15 protein-coding genes are annotated in these 20,049 nt (G+C 42.2%); 12 read left to right on the plus strand and 3 right to left on the minus strand.

The annotated features are described in order from the left end of the window. Position 1: 1 nt before the first annotated feature. The 6 genes from J0X13_RS12560 (at position 2) to J0X13_RS12585 (ending at position 5,641) form a co-directional block, all read left to right on the plus strand. Positions 2–517 (plus strand): anthrone oxygenase family protein, encoded by a 516-nt coding sequence (locus tag J0X13_RS12560; RefSeq protein WP_207071758.1) that lies wholly within the window; start codon positions 2–4, stop codon positions 515–517. A 2-nt stretch (positions 518–519) separates the two neighbouring features. Then, positions 520–1,365, plus strand: a complete 846-nt coding sequence (locus tag J0X13_RS12565; RefSeq protein WP_207071759.1) for an NAD(P)H-binding protein — start codon at positions 520–522, stop codon at positions 1,363–1,365. A gap of 173 nt (positions 1,366–1,538) precedes the next feature. Continuing rightward, complete coding sequence (locus tag J0X13_RS12570) at positions 1,539–1,925, plus strand: hypothetical protein (RefSeq protein ID WP_207071760.1); 387 nt, start codon at positions 1,539–1,541, stop codon at positions 1,923–1,925. Positions 1,926–1,971: 46 nt separating this feature from the next. After that, positions 1,972–3,375, plus strand: a complete 1,404-nt coding sequence (locus J0X13_RS12575) for a GNAT family N-acetyltransferase (protein WP_207071761.1) — start codon at positions 1,972–1,974, stop codon at positions 3,373–3,375. A gap of 224 nt (positions 3,376–3,599) precedes the next feature. Further along, complete coding sequence (locus J0X13_RS12580; RefSeq protein ID WP_207072057.1) at positions 3,600–3,983, plus strand: VOC family protein; 384 nt, start codon at positions 3,600–3,602, stop codon at positions 3,981–3,983. Positions 3,984–4,108: 125 nt separating this feature from the next. After that, a complete protein-coding gene (locus J0X13_RS12585; RefSeq protein ID WP_207071762.1) occupies positions 4,109–5,641 on the plus strand; it encodes a carboxylesterase/lipase family protein in 1,533 nt (510 codons plus the stop codon). Positions 5,642–5,650: 9 nt separating this feature from the next. Here the strand turns inward: J0X13_RS12585 and J0X13_RS12590 are convergent, their stop codons facing one another. Together J0X13_RS12590 and J0X13_RS12595 are read right to left on the minus strand one after the other, a co-directional pair. Then, positions 5,651–6,748, minus strand: a complete 1,098-nt coding sequence (locus J0X13_RS12590) for an adenylate/guanylate cyclase domain-containing protein (protein ID WP_242535725.1) — start codon at positions 6,746–6,748, stop codon at positions 5,651–5,653. 398 nt (positions 6,749–7,146) lie between these two features. Beyond that, a complete protein-coding gene (locus J0X13_RS12595; protein ID WP_207071763.1) occupies positions 7,147–8,322 on the minus strand; it encodes a PKD domain-containing protein in 1,176 nt (391 codons plus the stop codon). 328 nt (positions 8,323–8,650) lie between these two features. On the opposite strand from J0X13_RS12595, the gene rimP reads away from it, so the two are divergent. Genes rimP through infB form a run of 3 tightly spaced genes read left to right on the plus strand, consistent with a single transcriptional unit; the run spans position 8,651 to position 13,108 of the window. Further along, complete coding sequence (rimP, locus tag J0X13_RS12600) at positions 8,651–9,112, plus strand: ribosome assembly cofactor RimP (protein WP_207071764.1); 462 nt, start codon at positions 8,651–8,653, stop codon at positions 9,110–9,112. Positions 9,113–9,124: 12 nt separating this feature from the next. Further along, positions 9,125–10,357, plus strand: a complete 1,233-nt coding sequence (nusA, locus tag J0X13_RS12605) for a transcription termination factor NusA (protein WP_207071765.1) — start codon at positions 9,125–9,127, stop codon at positions 10,355–10,357. A 42-nt stretch (positions 10,358–10,399) separates the two neighbouring features. Continuing rightward, complete coding sequence (gene infB / locus J0X13_RS12610) at positions 10,400–13,108, plus strand: translation initiation factor IF-2 (RefSeq protein WP_207071766.1); 2,709 nt, start codon at positions 10,400–10,402, stop codon at positions 13,106–13,108. A gap of 54 nt (positions 13,109–13,162) precedes the next feature. On the opposite strand, the gene J0X13_RS12615 is transcribed toward infB, so the two are convergent. After that, positions 13,163–13,540, minus strand: a complete 378-nt coding sequence (locus J0X13_RS12615; protein ID WP_207071767.1) for an SPOR domain-containing protein — start codon at positions 13,538–13,540, stop codon at positions 13,163–13,165. Between the two features lie 235 nt (positions 13,541–13,775). On the opposite strand from J0X13_RS12615, the gene J0X13_RS12620 reads away from it, so the two are divergent. The 3 genes from J0X13_RS12620 to J0X13_RS12630 are packed head-to-tail and all read left to right on the plus strand — an operon-like array spanning position 13,776 to position 20,047. Further along, positions 13,776–15,140, plus strand: coding sequence for a c-type cytochrome (locus J0X13_RS12620; protein ID WP_207071768.1), 1,365 nt, complete (start codon positions 13,776–13,778; stop codon positions 15,138–15,140). Positions 15,141–15,172: 32 nt separating this feature from the next. After that, a complete protein-coding gene (locus J0X13_RS12625; RefSeq protein WP_207071769.1) occupies positions 15,173–18,295 on the plus strand; it encodes a TAT-variant-translocated molybdopterin oxidoreductase in 3,123 nt (1,040 codons plus the stop codon). A 33-nt stretch (positions 18,296–18,328) separates the two neighbouring features. After that, entirely contained in the window at positions 18,329–20,047 is a 1,719-nt protein-coding gene (locus J0X13_RS12630; RefSeq protein ID WP_207071770.1) for a helix-hairpin-helix domain-containing protein, read from the plus strand. Positions 20,048–20,049: the final 2 nt, after the last annotated feature.

The raw sequence follows: 20,049 nt of genomic DNA on the forward strand, positions 1-20,049 counted from the left end.
CATGGAATTCTCTATAAACACAATCACAACGATTAGCACCATCTTGCTTACAGGTTTAACCGCAGGACTTTGCTTTACTTGGACCAACGCCATAACACAGGGAATAGGTCGTTTGGATGATCTTGGATACTTACAATCCTTTCAAGAAATGAACAGGGCCATTATCAACCCGCTTTTTTTGGTGGTGTTTTTTGGACCGTTTTTTGCCCACATTGCCAACATATATCTCAACAGACAACAGCCCAACCTGGTTTTTTGGATGCTTTTTGCAGCAGGGATACTATTTGTGGCCGGAGTTGTGGTGATTACCATATTTGGTAACGTACCCCTAAATGAGATGTTGGAAAGCACCAATCTGGAAAACTCTTCCGCAGATCAGTTGAAGGCACTACGAAACAGCTTTGAGAACAAATGGAACAGACTACATCTGATTAGGACCATTACCTCGGCACTATCATTTTTGCTACTGATCCTTGCCCTATTACAAAATCAAATCAATTCAAATATAAATTTATAATCATGAAAAAAGACAATTTTTTAATCATCGGAGGAACCGGTAAAACAGGACGTAAGGTTGTTGAAAGTTTGGAATTCCTCAACCAAAACGTAAGAATAGGTTCAAGATCATCACAACCAGCATTCGATTGGAACAATGAAGATACCTGGGAAGAAGCTCTTGAAGGAGTAGATAAAATGTACATCACCTATCAGCCCGATCTGGCAGTACCCGGAGCATTACAATCCATTGAACAACTTATCGATATGGCAAAGAAAAAGAACTTGAAAAAAGTGGTGCTACTTTCTGGGAAGGGTGAACGGGAAGCAGAGCTTTGTGAACAGGTGGTCATTCACTCGGGATTGGATTATACCATTGTACGTGCCAGTTGGTTCAGTCAAAACTTTAGCGAAAGTTTCTTTTTGGAACCTATCCAACAGGGATTTGTCGCATTGCCACAAGCAAATGTGCAAGTGCCTTATGTGGATACTGGCGACATTGCCGATGTGGTAGTGGAAGCGCTGCTTCATGATGAGCATAATGGGCATATTTATCAGCTTACGGGTCCAACGACTTTTTCTTTTAAGGAAGCCATTGCGGAAATTGCGAAAGCCACAAACAGAGAAATAGGTTTTGCTCCGATTTCCATTGAAGAATATGTGGTGGCCATGAAAGAACATGGTGTACCAGCGGACTTTGTTTGGTTGATCGAATATTTGTTCACGGAAGTGTTGGGAAATCCTATGGTTTCAGAAACCACCAACGATATAGAAAAAGTGCTCAAACGCAAGCCAAAGAGTTTCGAGGAGTACGTGAAGGAAACAGCAAAAACAGGTGTTTGGAATAAAGTGATGCAAACGGCTCAGTAAACGCTGTTTACCAAAGCTCACTTTGAACAGTAACCAAGGTCAATTTTAATGAGTAAGCATACATGTTGTTTCGACTCTATTTCATCAAGTGAGGATAACATTGACCATGAATGCTTTTAAAATTGACCTTTCCCTATTTTACATATGAAATTGAAATAATAATCAATCATAAAATGAACAAATATATAATCACCTTCAGCATTGTGCTGTATGCCATTGCGGTTCCATTTTTGGAAATAAACAACACCCACGTGTTCAATCCGGATTGGACGCCCCATATGAGGATTCATGAAGTCTGGCAATTGATTACCAACTCAGGAATTGGGTTGTTTTGTCTATGGCTGGTCTGGATAAAAAAGGAAATAAAAATCGGTGCAGTTACAAGTATGTTGGTTACTGGTGGCTTCTTATTGGCCTTTTGCTTGAAGGATCTATATGGCGGATCTATGAAATATTTGGACGGGAGTGAGAAAACACTTTTCGGAATCAATATTGGTATTTTAGGATTTGGACTTGCATTTACGCTACTATTGGTCACAACTTTATTAAAGAAGAAATAGCGGCAATAATCTTTATATTTATCAATCATCAAACAAAAAAACGAGCATGAATCAAATACAATCCACTGTCATTTTATCTTTACTGATCTTCTTGATTTCATCCTGTCGGGAAAGTGAAAGATCGAACCTTTCGTTGTTGGACGATCAAATCCCAACGGATGAGCCATTGGTTTTTGGTCCTGGAGTTGTTTCCATAAAAGAAGCGAAGGATTTTGCCATTACCTTCTCCCCAGAAATGGACGAAATGTATTTTACGCGGAGAAAACCAGAAGAGGACAATGAAATTTATGCCATGAAATTAACTGATGGCAAGTGGTCTAAACCTAAATCAGCATTTTTTACTGCAACCGAAGGATGGGATTTTGAGCCCCATATCAACCCTAAAGGAGATAAACTATATTTTGGAAGTTTAAGGCCCCTTAACGATACAGTTGGATCAACAGGGTTACATCAATGGTACAGTAAAAAAAGCGTCGACGGTTGGAGTAAGCCAAAACCATTGGAAAAGCCATTTGTGGACAGGTCTGTAATAATGTACTTAACATCTTCAGAGAATGGTAATTTATATTTTACCACTGGAGAAAAAGGTGACAAACCAGAAGATTGGGTTATTTATAATTCAATTAAGGAAGATGGTCAATATATAAGTATCAAAAGAATGGAAGGGGAAATAAACGCTTCGGGCAAATTGATAGCTCATTCATTTATTGCACCGGACGAAAGTTATATGATCTATGATTTTGAACATGAATCAGGGTATGGGGAAAGTGATTTGTACATCAGTTTTAATAAAGATGGTGCGTGGACAAAACCTTTTAATCTGGGACCTAAAATAAACACTGATCAAACCGAAATGACGGCAAGTGTTTCCCCGGATGGCAAGTATTTGTTCTTCCATAGGGGAGTAGATGATGATGGGGATATATTGGGTGGATTTCAGACCCATAAAAGAAAAAATGGAGAAGAACATTGGCGCCAATTAACAACTCTTAAGGTCATGAAATTTAGAAAAGCAACAACCAAGGATGTGCCGACCATCGTTGAAATGATTGCCGACGACGCTTTGGGCAGTAAGCGGGAAAACTATACCATCCCATTGCCCAAAGAATATTATGATGCCTTTGAGCGCATCGATTCGGACCACAACCAAGAACTGAAGGTGGTTGAAAACGAAAGCGGGCAGATCATTGCTGTTTTTCAAATGACATTCATTCCTTATTTGACCTACCAAGGCGGTATTCGAGCCCAGATTGAAGGGGTACGCGTTCATAAAGAACATCGTGGTCTTGGCATCGGTAAAAAAGTTTTTGAGTGGGCCATTGCGAGAGCAAAGGAGCGAAACGCCCATTTACTTCAATTGACCACCGATAAAGAACGCCCGGATGCTATCCGTTTTTATGAGTCGCTCGGGTTCAAGGGTACCCATGAAGGCATGAAGATGCATTTCTAAACCCAAGCCAGTTTTTCTTAAAGAAGATTAAGATTTTGATTGTTCATCTTGTATAAGTTTGCCGAGAGAAGGGTAGTTGATTTATTGCTTCCCAAACTAAAACATAACTGGGTAAAGAATTCACAATAACAATTCAAATGAGACTGAACACAATAGTATTCTCCACCTTACTTTTTTTAAGCCTTTCATGTCAGATGGGAGAAGGCAGATCCCTTCAAGAAGGCATGACTTTGCGCTTAGAGCTATTCACCTCCGACATGAAAAAATCAGTTGATTTTTATACCGAAATCCTTGGTTTTGAAATGGAAGGCGGGCAAATGAACAATGCCTATCAACCGGTAAAAAGAGGACATGTTATCTTGGGGATAGGCCCCTTGGACAAACTTTCCAAAGACCATCATTTTAATCCCGGTGTTCAACCTGTTCAAAATGGATATGGAGTGGAAATCGTGTTGGAAGTGGATAGTGTTGCAGCAGTTTATGAAAAGGTAAAATCAAGTGGATACCCCATTCATGATCCTTTAAAAACACAACCATGGGGTCTTACTGATTTTCGTTTGGTCGATCCCGACGGCTATTATTTGAGAATTACTTCCAGAGAGGAATAAAGGTTCGAGACATAGTTGTTGAAGTGCAGTGCTAAATTAAAGATGTGTTCTTGTCATAGTACTAGATTTTTAAAAAACATTATCTTTTCAGAAACAAGCATTTTTAAAAACAACACAGCAACTTCATGAAAAAAACCATCCTGTTTCTTTACGTAGTAAGTATTTGTTTGGGTTGTGCCCAAAATAATGTGGAAAAGCAAAATGTTGTAGCAACCCAAAACGGAAAAGTGGAAGGTTACACCGAGGGTGAAATTCAAATTTTTAAAGGTATTCCATTTGCACAGCCGCCTGTTGGTGAATTGAGATGGAAAGCGCCGCAACCCGTTAAAGATTGGAATGGTGTAAAGGAATGTATGGAGTTTGGTCCGAGCCCTATTCAAAATACTCCAGAACCATTTTTGTGCTGGACAGAGGAATTTATAGCCAAACCCGAACCATTGAGCGAAGATTGCCTGTACTTAAATGTGTGGACCCCTACGGATAAAAAGGATGAAAAGCTACCTGTTTTTGTTTGGATATATGGTGGAGGTCTAAGCTCTGGCAGTGCCAATTGCGATATTTATGATGGAAAACAAATGGCGGAACAAGGTGTGGTTTTTGTAAGCCTTAATTATAGGGTAGGGGTGCTTGGTTTTATGGCACACCCTGGGTTGAGCAAGGAATCTGGTCATAATGCATCGGGCAATTATGGTTTTATGGATCAATTGCAAGGCTTAAAATGGATACAGGAAAACATTGCTGCATTTGGAGGGGACCCGAACAATGTGACCATCGCAGGCCAGTCCGCAGGCTCCTTTAGTGTAAATGCCCAAATCGCATCACCTTTGGCGAGTGGATATTTTGATAAGGCCATTTGTCAGAGTGGAGGCATTTTGGGAGGGCGTTTAATGCAAGATTTAAATATGGCTGAAGCACAAGGTCTCAAGTTTATGGAGTCTGCCAACGTGTCTTCCATTGATGAATTAAGGGAGGTGCCAGCAACAAAATTGCAAGAGCTGAGCAATAATCCTGACATGGGAAGATTCGGGGTGGTGCTCGATGATTATTTCTTACCGAAGGATTTATTGGGACACTTTAAAGAAGGAAACCACAATCAGGTCAGTGTTATGACAGGTTGGGTAACTGGGGATTCCAATCTTTTGCCAACAGGAGAAGTGACCAAGGAAAGCTTTAGCTCAATGGCCCAAGAACGTTTTGGTCCGGATGCGGACGAGTTTTTGAAAATGTTCCCAGCCAAAACCGATGAAGAGGCGCTCCGATCCCAACAAAAAATGAACTTGTTAAGTTTTGCGGGATTGCCTTCTTACCTGCTTGCCAAATACATGGATAAGGAGGTGTGGCTCTACGAATTCACCCATGTGCCAACAGATAAACCAGGGTTTCCAAACTACGGTGCATTCCATACATCAGAAGTGCCTTTTGCGCTGCATACTCTTGACCAATGGAAGCGACCATGGCAGTCCGAAGAGCGCCAACTTGAAAATCAGATGTCGGCCTATTGGGTGAATTTTGCCAAGAATGGCAACCCGAATGGTCAAGGATTACCCGAATGGCCAAGTTATAACAATGGCATGGAGAAACTTTTGACGATTGATACGGACGCCATGGAAATGAACACCAAATATTTGGAGGAATTCCAATTTTTGTCACAAGATTAAAGTGTTCAGCTAAACTAATTGAGCTGCAAATAGCTCCACAGGTTTTTTTCTGCCTTCGAGCTCCATGTTCCCCAAAGATTTTAATCGTAGACCATCCGATTTCAATTGTTCTGCCAACTCTTCAGAAATGATGATTTCTTGTTGTAATGGCTTGCAAAGTTGTTGGATACGTGCAGTAACGTTCAAAACGTCTCCAGTAAAAAAGATTTCTTTCTTCAGGGCTCCTATTTCTCCGGTGGTTACCTGCCCCAAATGTAATCCTGCCCTAAATGAGGGTACTACTCCATATGTTTCTTCAAAATAGTTGCGTTTCTTTTGTAGACTTTGCTTCATTGCATAAAAACAACGGATACAATTATGGTGTTGTAGGCCATCCTCTCTTTTCCAGGTAACCACAATTTCATCTCCAACATACTGGTATACTTCACCTTTATATTGAATAATGTCATTTGACAATTGGTTGTAGTAGTCGCTCAAAAAGCGAAAATATTTTTTGTGGCCCAATTGTTCCGCGAATGATGTAGAAGATTTCATGTCCAAAAACATAAAAACGCGGGACTCCTCTTTAGGTTGATGGTATTTGCCCGAAAAAAAATTGAGCAATACGTTGTGTCCAAGATGCTCGCTGATACCTGAATAGATGAGCGAAACAAAAATGCTAAAGGTTAACGAAACCATGGTACTCAAAAATGTGGGACTGACGATATAATTCGAAAATTTATGCCAGACTTGGGCATCCAGGATAGAAGAACTAAGTTCAATACTTGCGGCAATTGGAAAAGTCACAAGATTGATGACCAGCATAAATAATAGATAAAACCCCATTTTATACAGGATTTTTTGCCAAAATGCCTTGCGTTTAAATCGTTTGCCCAACCAAAGTACTTCCACGGCGCCCATTGCCATGCCCACTAAAAAAACAGCTAGGGAGGCGAACACAAAGATGTTCCAAGTTACGGTGATGTCCGTTTCCGGTCGCTGATTCTGATACTCCGTAGCCATGGACTCGATGAGAAGGATAAACCAGCTTAGCACCAACCAAATAATACCGAAAGGTAAAATACGCTTTACATGATAAACAAACTTTGGACTTGATAACAGGGTCATGCGGTAAAGGTAGCGTGAATTTGATTTTGATGGTATGGTTTGATGGTCAAAACCTAATTTAAGGTGCAACCGGATATTTTAGGTATATCACGAGATATTATTCAATTGGTTAGGAGGATAAATCACCATTTTAGGCGTGTTTCACTTTCAATTATTTCATTTTCAGAATTTTGAATACATTATTTGATAGGTAATGAAATCAAGCAGGGGGTACATGAACTATTCAAACCACATCACGATGGCGAAGACTAACTATGCACAGGAATTTACCGTTCCATCGACCATAGATGACCTTACAATATTATCGGATAATCAGGATTTATTCTAAAAGTAGATGGTCGGTGATTTGAAAAAAAATCAAGCAAACCAAATTAACCGGAGGCTATCGTTGGTCCGTTTTAGTTTTGATTTACGCGAAAAGTGATTTTTCTATTAGTGATAACTGTTCCGGTTTGTATTGTTAAGGTTGCCTCGTCGGAAGTCGTAGGGCTACAGGAATTAGTGGAGTTGGATACGAGTACACGGTAGATATATCCATTTTTACTTGGGTCGGGTGAAATCACCGTTAGATTGGAAGTTTGGGATCCCGAGTATTCACTGCCATCGGCAGTAGAAACAAAATTACTGCCCCCATCGGTACTTACTTGCCATTGATAGGTGTCCGCACCTGTGGCTGTAACGGAAAAATTGCCGTTGTTGCCCAATGCCACGGTTTGGTCGGTGGGTTGTAAAACAATGGTTGGCGAAGAATTTACGGTAACATCCACGCTGTCGGTGTTGGTAACGGTGCCATCCGAAATGGTCACCGAAAAGGTATAGGAGCCAGCAGATAAATTGGTCACCACAGGATTTTCATCAGTGGAATTGAAGGTGTAGCCCACTGGTCCAGCCGTTGCTGTCCAACTATATGTTGCTCCCGATGATCCAGCACCAGAGGGATTGCTGTATAGATTCAAGGTTTCATTATCACAAATGGGACTATTGGATGAAGCAGAAACAGAAATAGAACCCCCGGAGTCATTTAAATCATCAAAACTGTAGTCTGTGCCAGCCCCACCATTACATGTTGAATAGACCGTAGAGCCAATGATCAAACGTTTTGCGGAATTACAGGGATTATCGTTGGCCAATGTCCCTCCGGGATCGATAACAAATGCTGCTCCTGAAGGGAGGGAAAAGCTAACGTTCGAAATCCATTCGGCCAATCCGCCATCCGCTATCGTAATCAATTGTGTTTGTAGGCTGGAGGTGCTGCCTATGTAAAAATTATCAGTGCTTCCAGAGCCATCCCCAACGGTAAGCGAATTTACTGCATTTGGGATATTGGAAGAAATGGTAACGCTGTACCCTCCTTGAATGTAAACATCGTTGGTCCCAACCAATTGCCCGGGATAACTCGTAGCTGCTGTCCAACTTGTCCCATTGTAGACCTGCCAAATTGATACATTGGTCCAATTGGCCGAGGAAACAGAACGGTAATCGCCTAAAGATTGGGCGCTAACCCTTGCTGAGGCGATTACAGCCACTCCTAAAACAAAAAGTATTTTAAATGTACTTCCCAAAGAAAATTTCATAAGCAATTGATTCGATTTGACTTATCCTGACAGGATCGTCAAATTTTAAAACATCGTGGAAAAATAGGATAAACACAGAGCGTTGCGAAAAGATTGTTGTGTAATTGATGATTTTGTTTGTCAAATCCGTTGGGCATGAATCAATTCAAAAATTGAACCATGTAAATCCCTAATTCCGTGTAATTCATTGAAAAATAGTTTTTAACATGTTTTTTGTGTTCGGTTGGGTTGCAAAAACACTATTAATTATCGTATATTTGCAAAACTGAACGGATATAAAAGTATTCATGAGGGGACTTTGAGTCCCCTCTTTTATTACTGGTTTCTTATGTTGAAGGATAAAGTGGAATCATTGTTGAACAAGGCACTGGAGGAATACACTTCCTTGTTTCTGGTTGATTTTACCGTTGGTGGAGACAACAGTATTAAAGTAGTGTTGGATGGCGACCAAGGAGTAAGCTTGCAGGACTGTATGAATGTAAGTAGGGCCATAGAACACAATTTGGATCGTGAAGAGGAGGATTTTTCCTTGGAAGTGACATCCGCGGGTGCCACTTCGCCATTACGGTTACCGCGTCAGTACAATAAAAATATCGGAAGAAAATTACAGGTGAAGACCAGTTCGGAACAATTTGAAGGAACACTGGTGGAAACCTCGACAAATAGCATTACCTTGGAGTGGAAGGCACGAGAGCCCAAACCAGTGGGTAAAGGAAAAGTTACAGTGCAGAAAAAGCAGGAAATCGCCTTTTCTGATATTCAAGAGGCAAAAGTTAAATTAAAATTTTAATTGTAGTAGAAAATGGAAAACCTAGCGCTCATCGAATCCTTTTCGGAGTTTAAGGACGATAAGTTTATTGACAGGGTGACCCTTATGGCGATTTTGGAAGAAGTATTCCGAAGTGCGCTCAAGAAAAAATTTGGTTCTGACGACAATTTTGATATTATTATCAACCCGGACAAAGGGGATTTGGAGATTTGGAGAAACCGTGTCGTTGTTGAAGATGGTGAAGTAGAAGAACCTAATGAAGAGATATCCTTGTCCGAGGCTAGAAAAATCGAGCCCGATTTTGAAGTTGGGGAAGATGTTTCGGAAGAGGTGAAATTGATCGATCTTGGTAGGAGGGCGATTTTGGCTTTGCGCCAGAATTTGATTTCCAAGATCCATGAGCATGACAATACTACCATCTACAAGCAATTCAAAGACTTGGAAGGTGAAATTTATACCGCTGAGGTGCATCACATCAGACATCGTGCGGTTATTTTGTTGGATGATGAAGGCAATGAAATCATTCTTCCAAAAGAAAAGCAAATACCTTCCGACTTTTTCCGTAAAGGAGACAATGTTCGTGGAATTATTGAAAGCGTAGAGCTTAAAGGTAACAAGCCTGCTATTATTATGTCCAGGACCTCCCCCAAATTCTTGGAGCAATTGTTCTTCCAGGAAATTCCAGAAGTGTTCGATGGTCTGATCACCATAAAAAAGGCAGTGCGCATTCCTGGAGAAAAAGCGAAGGTTGCCGTGGATTCCTATGATGATAGAATTGATCCAGTTGGTGCCTGTGTGGGTATGAAAGGATCTCGTATCCATGGAATCGTACGTGAATTGGGCAACGAAAACATCGATGTGATCAACTGGACGAACAATCCACAATTGATGGTGACCCGTGCATTGAGTCCTGCAAGAGTGTCGTCGGTTAAATTGAACGATGAGAAAAAAACAGCTCAAGTATACCTAAAGCCAGAGGAAGTTTCCAAGGCAATCGGTAGAGGTGGGCACAACATTCGTTTGGCTGGGCAATTGACTGGTTACGAAATAGATGTGTTCCGTGAAGGCGTCGAAGAAGACGTGGAGTTGACCGAGTTTTCCGATGAAATCGAAAGCTGGGTTATTGAAGAATTCAAGAAGATTGGATTGGATACCGCACGTAGCGTTTTGGAACAAGATGTAAAAGATTTGGTAAAACGAACCGATCTAGAAGAAGAAACAATCCAAGAGGTCGTTCGCATCCTCAAGGAAGAATTTGAAGATTAGGCTTATATTAGCAGCGAAAATTTAGGGCAAGTAAAATTATTTATGGCAGAAAATCCAACAATACGACTTAACAAAGTTCTCAGAGAATTGAACATTTCACTGGATAGGGCAGTCGATTACCTGGCCTCGGAGGGGCATGAGGTAGAGGCACGTCCTACTACCAAAATATCGAATGAGGTGTATCAAGTTCTGTTGGATGAGTTCCAAACGGATAAGAGTAAAAAGGTCGCTTCCAAGGAAGTTGGTGAGGAAAAGCGCAAGGAGAAGGAAGCTATCCGAATCCGAATGGAAAAAGAACAGGAAGAGCGCAGGTTGGCCAAGGAGAAGAAGGAAGCAGAGCAGCAAGTGGTAAAAGCCAAAGCCGAGCTTTCCGGACCCAAAACCGTGGGCAAGATAGATTTGGATAAAAAACCCGAACAGCCCAAAGAGGAAGAGCCAAAGAAAGAAGAAGCTCCAAAAGCCGAGCCGGCAAAAGCCAAGGAAGAAAAGCCCAAAGCTCCCGAAAAGGAAAAGGCCGAAAAGGAAGAGGTGGCAGAGTCCAAAGAGGAGACTGCTGAAAGCAAAGAAGGCTCCGAGGATACTGAGACTGGTACCATAAAGACGAAGTACCAAAAACTTTCAGGTCCTAAAATTACAGGAGATAAAATCGATCTTTCGCAGTTCAAAAAACCTGCCAAGAAGAAAAAAGAGGATAGTCAAAAATCCAAAGGCGGTTCATCTGATGGAGGGGAACGTAAAAAACGTAGAAGAAGAATAGTAAAGAACGGTCCTCAATCAGGAGGTGGCCGTAACAATAGAGGAGGTTCTGGCAGAAAGGGACAGCGTTCATCCGCGCCTAAAGTGGAGCCTACCGAAGAAGAAGTACAAAAGCAGGTAAGGGAGACCCTTGAAAAACTTCAAGGTAAATCCAGTAAAGGTAGAGGAGCCAAATATCGCAGGGAGAAGAGAGATCAGCACCGTCAGCAAACGGAGAAAGATCTTGAACAACAGGAGTTGGAAAGCAAAATCCTTAAGGTCACCGAGTTTGTTACCGTAAACGAACTGGCAACCATGATGAATGTTTCCACGACACAGATTATTTCTGCATGTATGTCCCTAGGTATCATGGTGACAATGAACCAACGTCTGGATGCTGAAACGCTTTCCATTGTTGCCGATGAATTTGGTTACGAAGTTGAATTCGTTACCGCTGAAATCGAGGAGACCATAGAGGAGGTCGAGGACGCCCCAGAAGATCTGAAGCCTCGTGCACCCATTGTAACTGTTATGGGTCACGTTGACCACGGTAAAACGTCCTTGCTGGATTACGTTCGTCAAGAGAATGTGATCGCAGGCGAGAGTGGTGGAATCACCCAGCACATTGGAGCTTATGGTGTTTCCCTAGAAGATGGACAAAAAATCACATTCTTGGATACACCGGGTCACGAAGCGTTTACCGCAATGAGAGCCCGTGGTGCCCAAGTAACGGATATTGCTATCATCGTAATTGCCGCGGATGATGACATCATGCCTCAAACAAAAGAAGCCATTAGTCATGCGCAAGCAGCAGGAGTTCCCATTGTATTCGCTATCAACAAAGTTGATAAGCCAACGGCAAACCCTGATAAGATCAAAGAAGGCTTGGCCAGTATGAATTTGTTGGTGGAAGATTGGGGAGGAAAAGTTCAATCCCAAGATATTTCTGCAAAAACAGGTCAAGGAGTTCATGAACTCCTTGAAAAAGTGTTGCTGGAAGCAGAATTGTTAGAGCTTAAGGCAAATCCCAATAGACTGGCTTCAGGAACGGTTGTAGAGGCATTTTTGGATAAAGGTAGAGGATATGTTGCTACAATTTTGGTCCAAGCTGGTACTTTGAAAATCGGAGATTATGTATTGGCCGGAACTTGCAGTGGTAAGGTCAAGGCGATGCAAGATGAAAGAGGGAACAATATAGAAAGTGCCGGGCCGTCGACACCAATCTCTATTTTGGGATTGGACGGAGCACCACAAGCTGGTGATAGGTTCAATGTATTGGAAGATGAACGAGAAGCAAAACAGATTGCCGCCAAGCGTTCACAATTGCAACGTGAGCAATCCGTTAGAACGCAACGTCATATTACACTTGATGAAATTGGACGAAGAATCGCATTGGGAGACTTCCAGGAGCTTAACATCATACTTAAAGGTGATGTGGATGGTTCTGTGGAGGCACTGACTGATTCGTTCCAGAAACTTTCTACTGATGAGATTCAGGTAAATATCATCCATAAAGGTGTTGGCGCCATCACAGAATCCGATGTATTGTTGGCAAGTGCCTCCGATGCGATTATTATAGGGTTTAACGTAAGGCCAATGGGCAACGCTAGGTCGATTGCGGATAAAGAAGAAATCGATATCAGAACCTACTCCATTATATATGACGCCATCAACGACCTGAAAGATGCAATGGAAGGAATGTTGTCTCCGGAGATGAAAGAAGAAGTTACTGGTAATGCGGAAATCAGGGAGACCTTTAAGATTTCCAAAATTGGAACCATTGCAGGTTGTATGGTGACCAGTGGAAAAATCTTTAGAAACTCACGCATCAGATTGATTAGGGATGGTGTAGTGATCTATACCGGGGAGTTAGCTTCCTTGAAACGTTTCAAAGATGATGTTAAGGAAGTTTCCAAAGGATACGACTGTGGTCTTCAAATTAAAAATTACAACGATATTAAAGAGGGCGATATAGTTGAAGCCTTCCAAGAAGTTGCGGTTAAGAAAAAGCTGTAACAGGAAATAAAAGTTGATCAAAAACAAAAAATCCCGCTAGCTAGCGGGATTTTTTTATGACTTTGATTTTTTCTCTTCTGGTTTCAACAACATGGCGTCCGGATATTTTTTGCGAACCTCCAAATATTTTCTTTCAGCTTCCAATTTAGTTCTGAACCTACCGAGCCTAACTCGGTAAGTAGGGGATTCAAACTCTATTTTGGAGTACCAGTTCGGAAAATCGATTTCAACCTGGTCCAAAAGCTCTTGGGCCCTATTGTAGTTGCCAAAACCAACCTGAATTTGATAATATCCCGTATTTTCATGAACCTTGGTGTAAAGTTTCACCAACTCCTTGATTTTTGGGTCTTGTTGAATCGTGACCTGTCCTTCCTGGGCCAAAACTTGAGTTGTTAAACCGAGTAAAATTATGCTAAATACAGCCGTTTTCATGATATTTACGTGTTGTATGATTTATGCTTACTGCAAATGTAGATTATTAAAGATTAACCAAGTCGAGCATAAGTTATTTAGAATCTTTATAAATTATGTGTTATGAATACCTTAAGATTTTAAAAAATGACTGTATGTCTTACTTTTGTTGCCATTCTTGGTAGGGTGAAAGGCTATTGCTCTCATACTCAATAGAAAGAACCATGCCAAAGATTTCGATAGAAATTTCACGAATATGAAAAAGGTTTTATACCGCCATCTATTTTCTAAAGTTTTAGGTTTAACTCTCCTATTATTCTCCACATCTTTTTATGCGCAGGAAGAAGCCGCGGCTACAACCGACGCTGCTACTGAGCAAACAGCAGAGGCTGTTGGGGGAGATCCGGTAAAAGGAAAACAACTGTTTAATCAGAACTGTGCCGCATGTCATGCCTTGGATAGGAAAATGACGGGGCCTGCATTGGCTAATGTGGAAACTAGATTGGCCGAGGATGAAGGGTTGGATAAAGAATGGATTTACGCATGGGTGAAAAACAGTCCTGGTGTAATTTCTTCCGGGGATGCTTATGCAAACAAAATTTACGATGAGTACAATCAGGCGGCGATGACGCCTTTTCCGACATTGTCCAACGAGGATATAGATGATATTTTGGCCTACACGGCTGCTCCGCCTCCGGCTCCGGCTGCCACAACAGCTACTGCCCCTGCTGGTGAATCTGCAGGTCCAAGCTCTGGGATTTCCAATGATATGATTCTTGGGGCACTGGCTTTGGTGTTTGGGCTTTTGGTCATCATGTTGATCTTGGTGAACAAGACTTTGCGCAGAATTGCCGAGGCAAACGGGGTAGTATTGGAAAAAGAAAAAGAAAAGCGTTTACCCATTTGGAAGGCTTTTGTTCAAAATCAGTTCTTGGTTTTGGTGAGCGTTGTTTTCTTGTTGCTGGCCAGTGCATATTTTGCTTATGGATATTTAATGCAGGTTGGTGTTGATCAAGGTTATGCACCTGTTCAGCCGATTCACTACTCGCACAAAATTCACGCAGGGGACAATGGTATTGAGTGTAAGTACTGTCACTCTTCTGCAAGAGTGTCCAAGCATTCCGGGATACCGTCGTTAAATGTTTGTATGAACTGTCATAAGTCCATTTATGAATATACCGGTAATCCAGAAGGACCATCTGCCGAAGACTTGGCCAACGGATACACCAATGAATTCTACACAGGAGAAATAAAGAAATTGTACAAGGCCGTTGGATGGGACGAGGAAAATCAAAGCTATACTGGTGAGACACAACCGGTAGAGTGGGTTAGGATCCATAATCTCCCTGATTTTGCGTATTTCAACCACTCACAGCACGTATCTGTTGCTGGTGTTGAGTGTCAAACATGTCACGGTCCGGTTGAAGAAATGGAAATCATGTATCAGCATGCTCCTTTGACCATGGGATGGTGTATCAATTGCCACCGTGAAACCAATGTTAAGGTTCAGGGCAATGAATACTATGAGGCAATTCACGAGGAGTTGTCCAAAAAGTATGGTGTTGAGGAATTGACTGCTGCAATGATGGGTGGTCTAGAGTGTGGAAAGTGTCACTATTAAGAATTAAAAGAAGATAATCTCAGATATATCGTATGGCATCAAACAAAAAATATTGGAAAAGTGAAGCGGAGTTGAATCCGAACGATTCCATTGTTGAGGCGCTAAGAAACAACGAGTTTACCGAAGAGATTCCCGTTGATGAATTTTTGGGCGACAAGGAAAACCTGTCATCCTCGAACACATCCCGTCGGGATTTCTTGAAATATGTAGGTTTCAGTACTGCGGCAGCTACGGTTGCGGCGTGCGAAGGCCCGGTTCACAAATCTATTCCATATGTAGTTCAGCCGGACAACATTGTTCCCGGTGTTGCCAACTACTACGCAACTACCATTGCCGATGGTTTTGATTTTGCCAGTATCTTGGTGAAGACCAGGGAAGGAAGGCCTATCAAAATTGAAAACAATACCGATGCAAAAGTAAATGGCGGAGCCAATGCGAGAGTGCAGGCGTCCGTACTGACTTTGTACGATAGTAAAAGGGTTCAAGGTCCAATGGCCAACGGGGAACCTGTGGAGTGGAAGGTGTTGGATGCTACCGTAAAGGCGAAATTGAATGCTTTGAAAGGTTCCAACAAACAAGTGGTGTTGTTGACCCAGACTTATGCTAGTCCATCAACCACGAAATTAATATCTGAGTTTAAGGCGGCTTATGGAGACAATGTGAACCATGTGGTTTATGATGCCATTTCCGAGGATGCCGCAATAAATGCATACAACAAGGCTTACGGTGAACGTGCCTTGGCCGATTACGATTTTGAGAAAGCAGAGCTTATCGTTTCTTTCGGTGCCGATTTTCTTGGTGACTGGCAAGGTGGTGGATATGATTCCGGTTATGCCAGGGGTCGTGTTCCCAAGAATGGAAAAATGTCCAGACACGTACAGTTGGAGTCCAATATGTCCTTGACCGGTGCCAATGCCGATAAGAGATACCCGATGACCCCTACCCAACAAAAGATCGCCCTTGCCAAATTGTACGGCAAATTGAACGGCAGTAGTGTTGGTGGAGGTACGTCCGATGTGGATGAAGCTGTTGACAGGGTAGCTGCTGAAATCAAAAAGGCCGGTAGCAAAGCAGTTGTTGTTAGTGGTCTTAACGATGAAAATGCACAAACAGTGGTTTTGGCCATCAACAAATTGTTGGCCAGTGAGGCGTTTGATCCAGAAAAGCCAAAATATGTGCGCCAAGGAGATGCTGCAAAAGTAAGTAAGTTGATCGCTGATATGAATGCAGGTCGAGTTGGAGCATTGATCATGGATGGTGTTAACCCAGCTTATACATTACCAAATGCCGAAGAATTCCTTTCTGGACTCGAGCAGGTAGATGTGTCGGTAGACTTTGCTTATACCAATGATGAAACTGCGCAAGCCTCTAATTATGTGGCGGCCGCTTCACATTATTTGGAGTCTTGGGGTGATGCCCAATTTAAAAAAGGACAATACAGCTTGATGCAACCCGCTATTCGAGAGTTGTTTGATACAAAGCAGTTTCAAACAGCGCTTTTAACGTGGATGGGCGTCGAGAAAACATATTACGAATACATCAAAGAAACTTGGAGTGTGGATATACTTCAAGGTGGCTCTTGGAACAAAGCATTGCAAGATGGTGTTTATGTAGCACCTGCAATGATGGTTGATGATGCCGAGGCAACTACCGCTCAGGAAGATTCGCAAGAAGAGCAGCCAGAAATTGTTCCGATCGCGTCTGCAGTACGTTCTTTGGTGAATGCAACTAGCTCGGGCACCGAATTGGTGTTGTACTCTAAAGTGGGTATGGGAGATGGTCGTCAGGCCAACAACCCATGGTTGCAAGAGTTCCCAGACCCAATTTCCAGAGTATCTTGGGATAACTACGTAACTGTATCCAAAGCGGATGCAGAGTCCTGGGGACTTGAAAATACAATCGAAGCCGATGGTGGAGTTAATGGTAGCTACGTAAAATTGACCGTTGATGGCAAGGTGTTGGAAAATGTGCCGGTCATCATTCAACCAGGTCAGGCAGTAGGTACTGTAGGTCTGTCTTTCGGTTATGGAAAGAAAGCTGGAATGCAGGAGGAGATGGCAACTGGTGTCAATGCCTATACTTTGTATAGCAACTTCTCCGATGTGCAATCCGTAACCGTTGAAAAATCGGGCGGAGAACACGAGTTTGCTTGTATCCAGTCACATAAAACATTAATGGGTAGGGGGGATATCATCAAGGAAACTACCTTGGAAATCTTCAATACCAAAGACCATGAAGAGTGGAATCCAATGCCTCATGTGTCTTTGAATCACAACGAAATACCAGTGACTTCACCAGATGCCGACCTTTGGGAGGAATTTGACAGAAGCATTGGACATCATTTTAACCTATCCATCGATTTGAATGCTTGTACCGGTTGCGGTGCTTGTGTTATCGCATGTCATGCAGAGAACAACGTTCCTGTTGTAGGAAAACGTGAAATGCGTCGTTCAAGGGATATGCACTGGTTGCGTATCGATAGGTATTATTCTTCCGAGGAGACCTTTGAAGAGGATAACGAGAAGAAAGAAGAAATGGAAGGTCTTTGGGGAGATAAAGGTTCCCTTGGAGGTTTCAGGGAGATGGAAGACCCATCTGCGAACCCGCAAGTAGCCTTTCAGCCTGTAATGTGTCAACACTGTAACCATGCGCCTTGTGAGACTGTTTGTCCTGTAGCTGCTACATCTCACAGTAGACAGGGCCAAAATCACATGGCTTACAACAGATGTGTGGGTACTAGATATTGTGCCAATAACTGTCCATATAAAGTTCGTAGGTTCAACTGGTTCTTGTACAGTAACAATGACGAGTTTGACTTTAATATGAACAACGATTTGGGTAAAATGGTGATTAACCCAGATGTTAATGTGCGTTCAAGAGGTGTTATGGAGAAATGCTCTATGTGTATCCAAATGACTCAGAAAACCATTTTGGATGCCAAGAGAGATGGAAGGGTTATCAAGGATGGTGAGTTCCAGACCGCTTGTTCTGCAGCTTGTAGCAGTGGGGCTATGGTGTTTGGTGACATCAATGATCATGACAGTAAAGTAGCGGAGTTGAAAGAGGATGATAGAATGTACCATTTGTTGGAGCATGTAGGCACTAAACCAAACGTGTTCTATCATGTTAAAGTTAGAAACACCAACGAGGCTTAATCAATAAAAAAAGAAGTAACTAGAAGATAAATTATGGCGTCGCATTACGAAGCACCTATTCGAAAGCCCTTAGTGGTCGGAGACAAAGGATACCACGATGTAACAGTGGACATTGCCCGTCCGGTTGAGGGAAAGGCCAATAAACAATGGTGGATTGTATTTTCCATTGCATTAGTGGCATTCCTCTGGGGTCTAGGATGTATCATTTATACCGTTTCCACAGGTATTGGGGTTTGGGGTCTTAACCGAACCGTTAACTGGGCCTGGGATATCACCAACTTTGTATGGTGGGTAGGTATTGGTCACGCAGGTACACTGATTTCAGCTGTACTCTTGCTTTTCCGTCAAAAATGGAGAATGGCGATCAACCGTTCTGCTGAGGCGATGACCATTTTCTCGGTAGTACAGGCAGGTTTGTTCCCTATTATTCACATGGGTCGTCCATGGTTGGGTTACTGGGTACTTCCAATCCCTAACCAATTTGGTTCTCTTTGGGTGAACTTCAACTCACCTTTGCTTTGGGACGTTTTTGCGATTTCAACCTATCTTTCCGTGTCATTGGTTTTCTGGTGGACAGGTCTTTTGCCTGACTTTGCCATGATTCGTGATAGGGCCGTAAAACCTTTCCAAAAGAAAATATACAGCATTCTAAGTTTTGGATGGACAGGAAGGGCAAAGGATTGGCAACGATTTGAGGAAGTTTCTTTGGTACTGGCCGGTTTGGCTACACCTTTGGTGCTTTCTGTACACACCATCGTATCTTTTGACTTTGCTACCTCGGTAATTCCTGGATGGCACACCACCATTTTCCCACCATACTTTGTTGCTGGTGCGATTTTCTCTGGATTTGCCATGGTGAACACACTTTTGATCATTATGCGTAAGGTGTGTAGCTTGGAAGCTTATATTACCGTACAGCATATCGAATTGATGAACATTGTAATCATGATTACCGGTTCTATCGTTGGATGTGCCTATATCACCGAGTTGTTTATTGCGTGGTACTCTGGAGTTGAGTATGAACAATATGCTTTCTTGAACAGGGCTACTGGTCCTTACTGGTGGGCATACTGGTCCATGATGACCTGTAACGTGTTCTCACCACAATTTATGTGGTTCAAGAAACTGCGAACCAGTATCATGTTCTCCTTCTTTATCTCTATCGTGGTAAACATAGGAATGTGGTTCGAGCGTTTCGTTATTATCGTTACCTCATTGCATAGGGATTACTTGCCATCTTCTTGGACAATGTTCTCCCCAACTTTTGTTGATATCGGAATATTTGTGGGAACCATAGGATTCTTCTTCGTATTGTTCCTGTTGTATTCCAGAACATTCCCGGTAATTGCACAGGCAGAAGTGAAATCCATTTTGAAAGCTTCTGGTGAGAAATACAAAAAATTGAGGGAAGCTGGTAAACCATTGTACGAAATGCCTGAGGCAAAAGGTGAAACCAAGGTGGAAGAGGCTCCAAAAGTTGATACAAGTCATGAGCATGTGTCCACACTGCTGGAGGCAATTGGAACTTTTGATGCTGAAACGGAAACTGCTGACGATTTGAAAAAAGTCAAGGGTATTGGTCCTCAAATGGAACAGGCCCTGAACCAGATAGGTATTTATACGTTCGCTCAGGTGAGCAGAATGACCGAAAAAGAATATAACTTGTTGGATTCTATCACAGGTTCTTTCCCAGGAAGGGCACAACGTGATGATTGGGCAGGTCAGGCTAAAAAATTAAACGAAGAAAAATAATT

It is taken from the genome of [Muricauda] lutisoli (nom. illeg.), from assembly GCF_017313105.1.
GTDB lineage: Bacteria > Bacteroidota > Bacteroidia > Flavobacteriales > Flavobacteriaceae > Flagellimonas > Flagellimonas lutisoli.

Excerpts from the sequence above, each read along its gene's own strand:
- J0X13_RS12560 (WP_207071758.1), top strand. The coding sequence starts at position 2 with ATGGAATTCTCTATAAACACAATCACAACGATTAGCACCATCTTGCTT.
- J0X13_RS12565 (WP_207071759.1), top strand. The coding sequence starts at position 520 with ATGAAAAAAGACAATTTTTTAATCATCGGAGGAACCGGTAAAACAGGA.
- J0X13_RS12570 (WP_207071760.1), top strand. The coding sequence starts at position 1,539 with ATGAACAAATATATAATCACCTTCAGCATTGTGCTGTATGCCATTGCG.
- J0X13_RS12575 (WP_207071761.1), top strand. The coding sequence starts at position 1,972 with ATGAATCAAATACAATCCACTGTCATTTTATCTTTACTGATCTTCTTG.
- J0X13_RS12580 (WP_207072057.1), top strand. The coding sequence starts at position 3,600 with ATGACTTTGCGCTTAGAGCTATTCACCTCCGACATGAAAAAATCAGTT.
- J0X13_RS12585 (WP_207071762.1), top strand. The coding sequence starts at position 4,109 with ATGAAAAAAACCATCCTGTTTCTTTACGTAGTAAGTATTTGTTTGGGT.
- J0X13_RS12590 (WP_242535725.1), bottom strand. The coding sequence starts at position 6,748 with ATGACCCTGTTATCAAGTCCAAAGTTTGTTTATCATGTAAAGCGTATT.
- J0X13_RS12595 (WP_207071763.1), bottom strand. The coding sequence starts at position 8,322 with ATGAAATTTTCTTTGGGAAGTACATTTAAAATACTTTTTGTTTTAGGA.
- rimP (WP_207071764.1), top strand. The coding sequence starts at position 8,651 with ATGTTGAAGGATAAAGTGGAATCATTGTTGAACAAGGCACTGGAGGAA.
- nusA (WP_207071765.1), top strand. The coding sequence starts at position 9,125 with ATGGAAAACCTAGCGCTCATCGAATCCTTTTCGGAGTTTAAGGACGAT.
- infB (WP_207071766.1), top strand. The coding sequence starts at position 10,400 with ATGGCAGAAAATCCAACAATACGACTTAACAAAGTTCTCAGAGAATTG.
- J0X13_RS12615 (WP_207071767.1), bottom strand. The coding sequence starts at position 13,540 with ATGAAAACGGCTGTATTTAGCATAATTTTACTCGGTTTAACAACTCAA.
- J0X13_RS12620 (WP_207071768.1), top strand. The coding sequence starts at position 13,776 with ATGAAAAAGGTTTTATACCGCCATCTATTTTCTAAAGTTTTAGGTTTA.
- J0X13_RS12625 (WP_207071769.1), top strand. The coding sequence starts at position 15,173 with ATGGCATCAAACAAAAAATATTGGAAAAGTGAAGCGGAGTTGAATCCG.
- J0X13_RS12630 (WP_207071770.1), top strand. The coding sequence starts at position 18,329 with ATGGCGTCGCATTACGAAGCACCTATTCGAAAGCCCTTAGTGGTCGGA.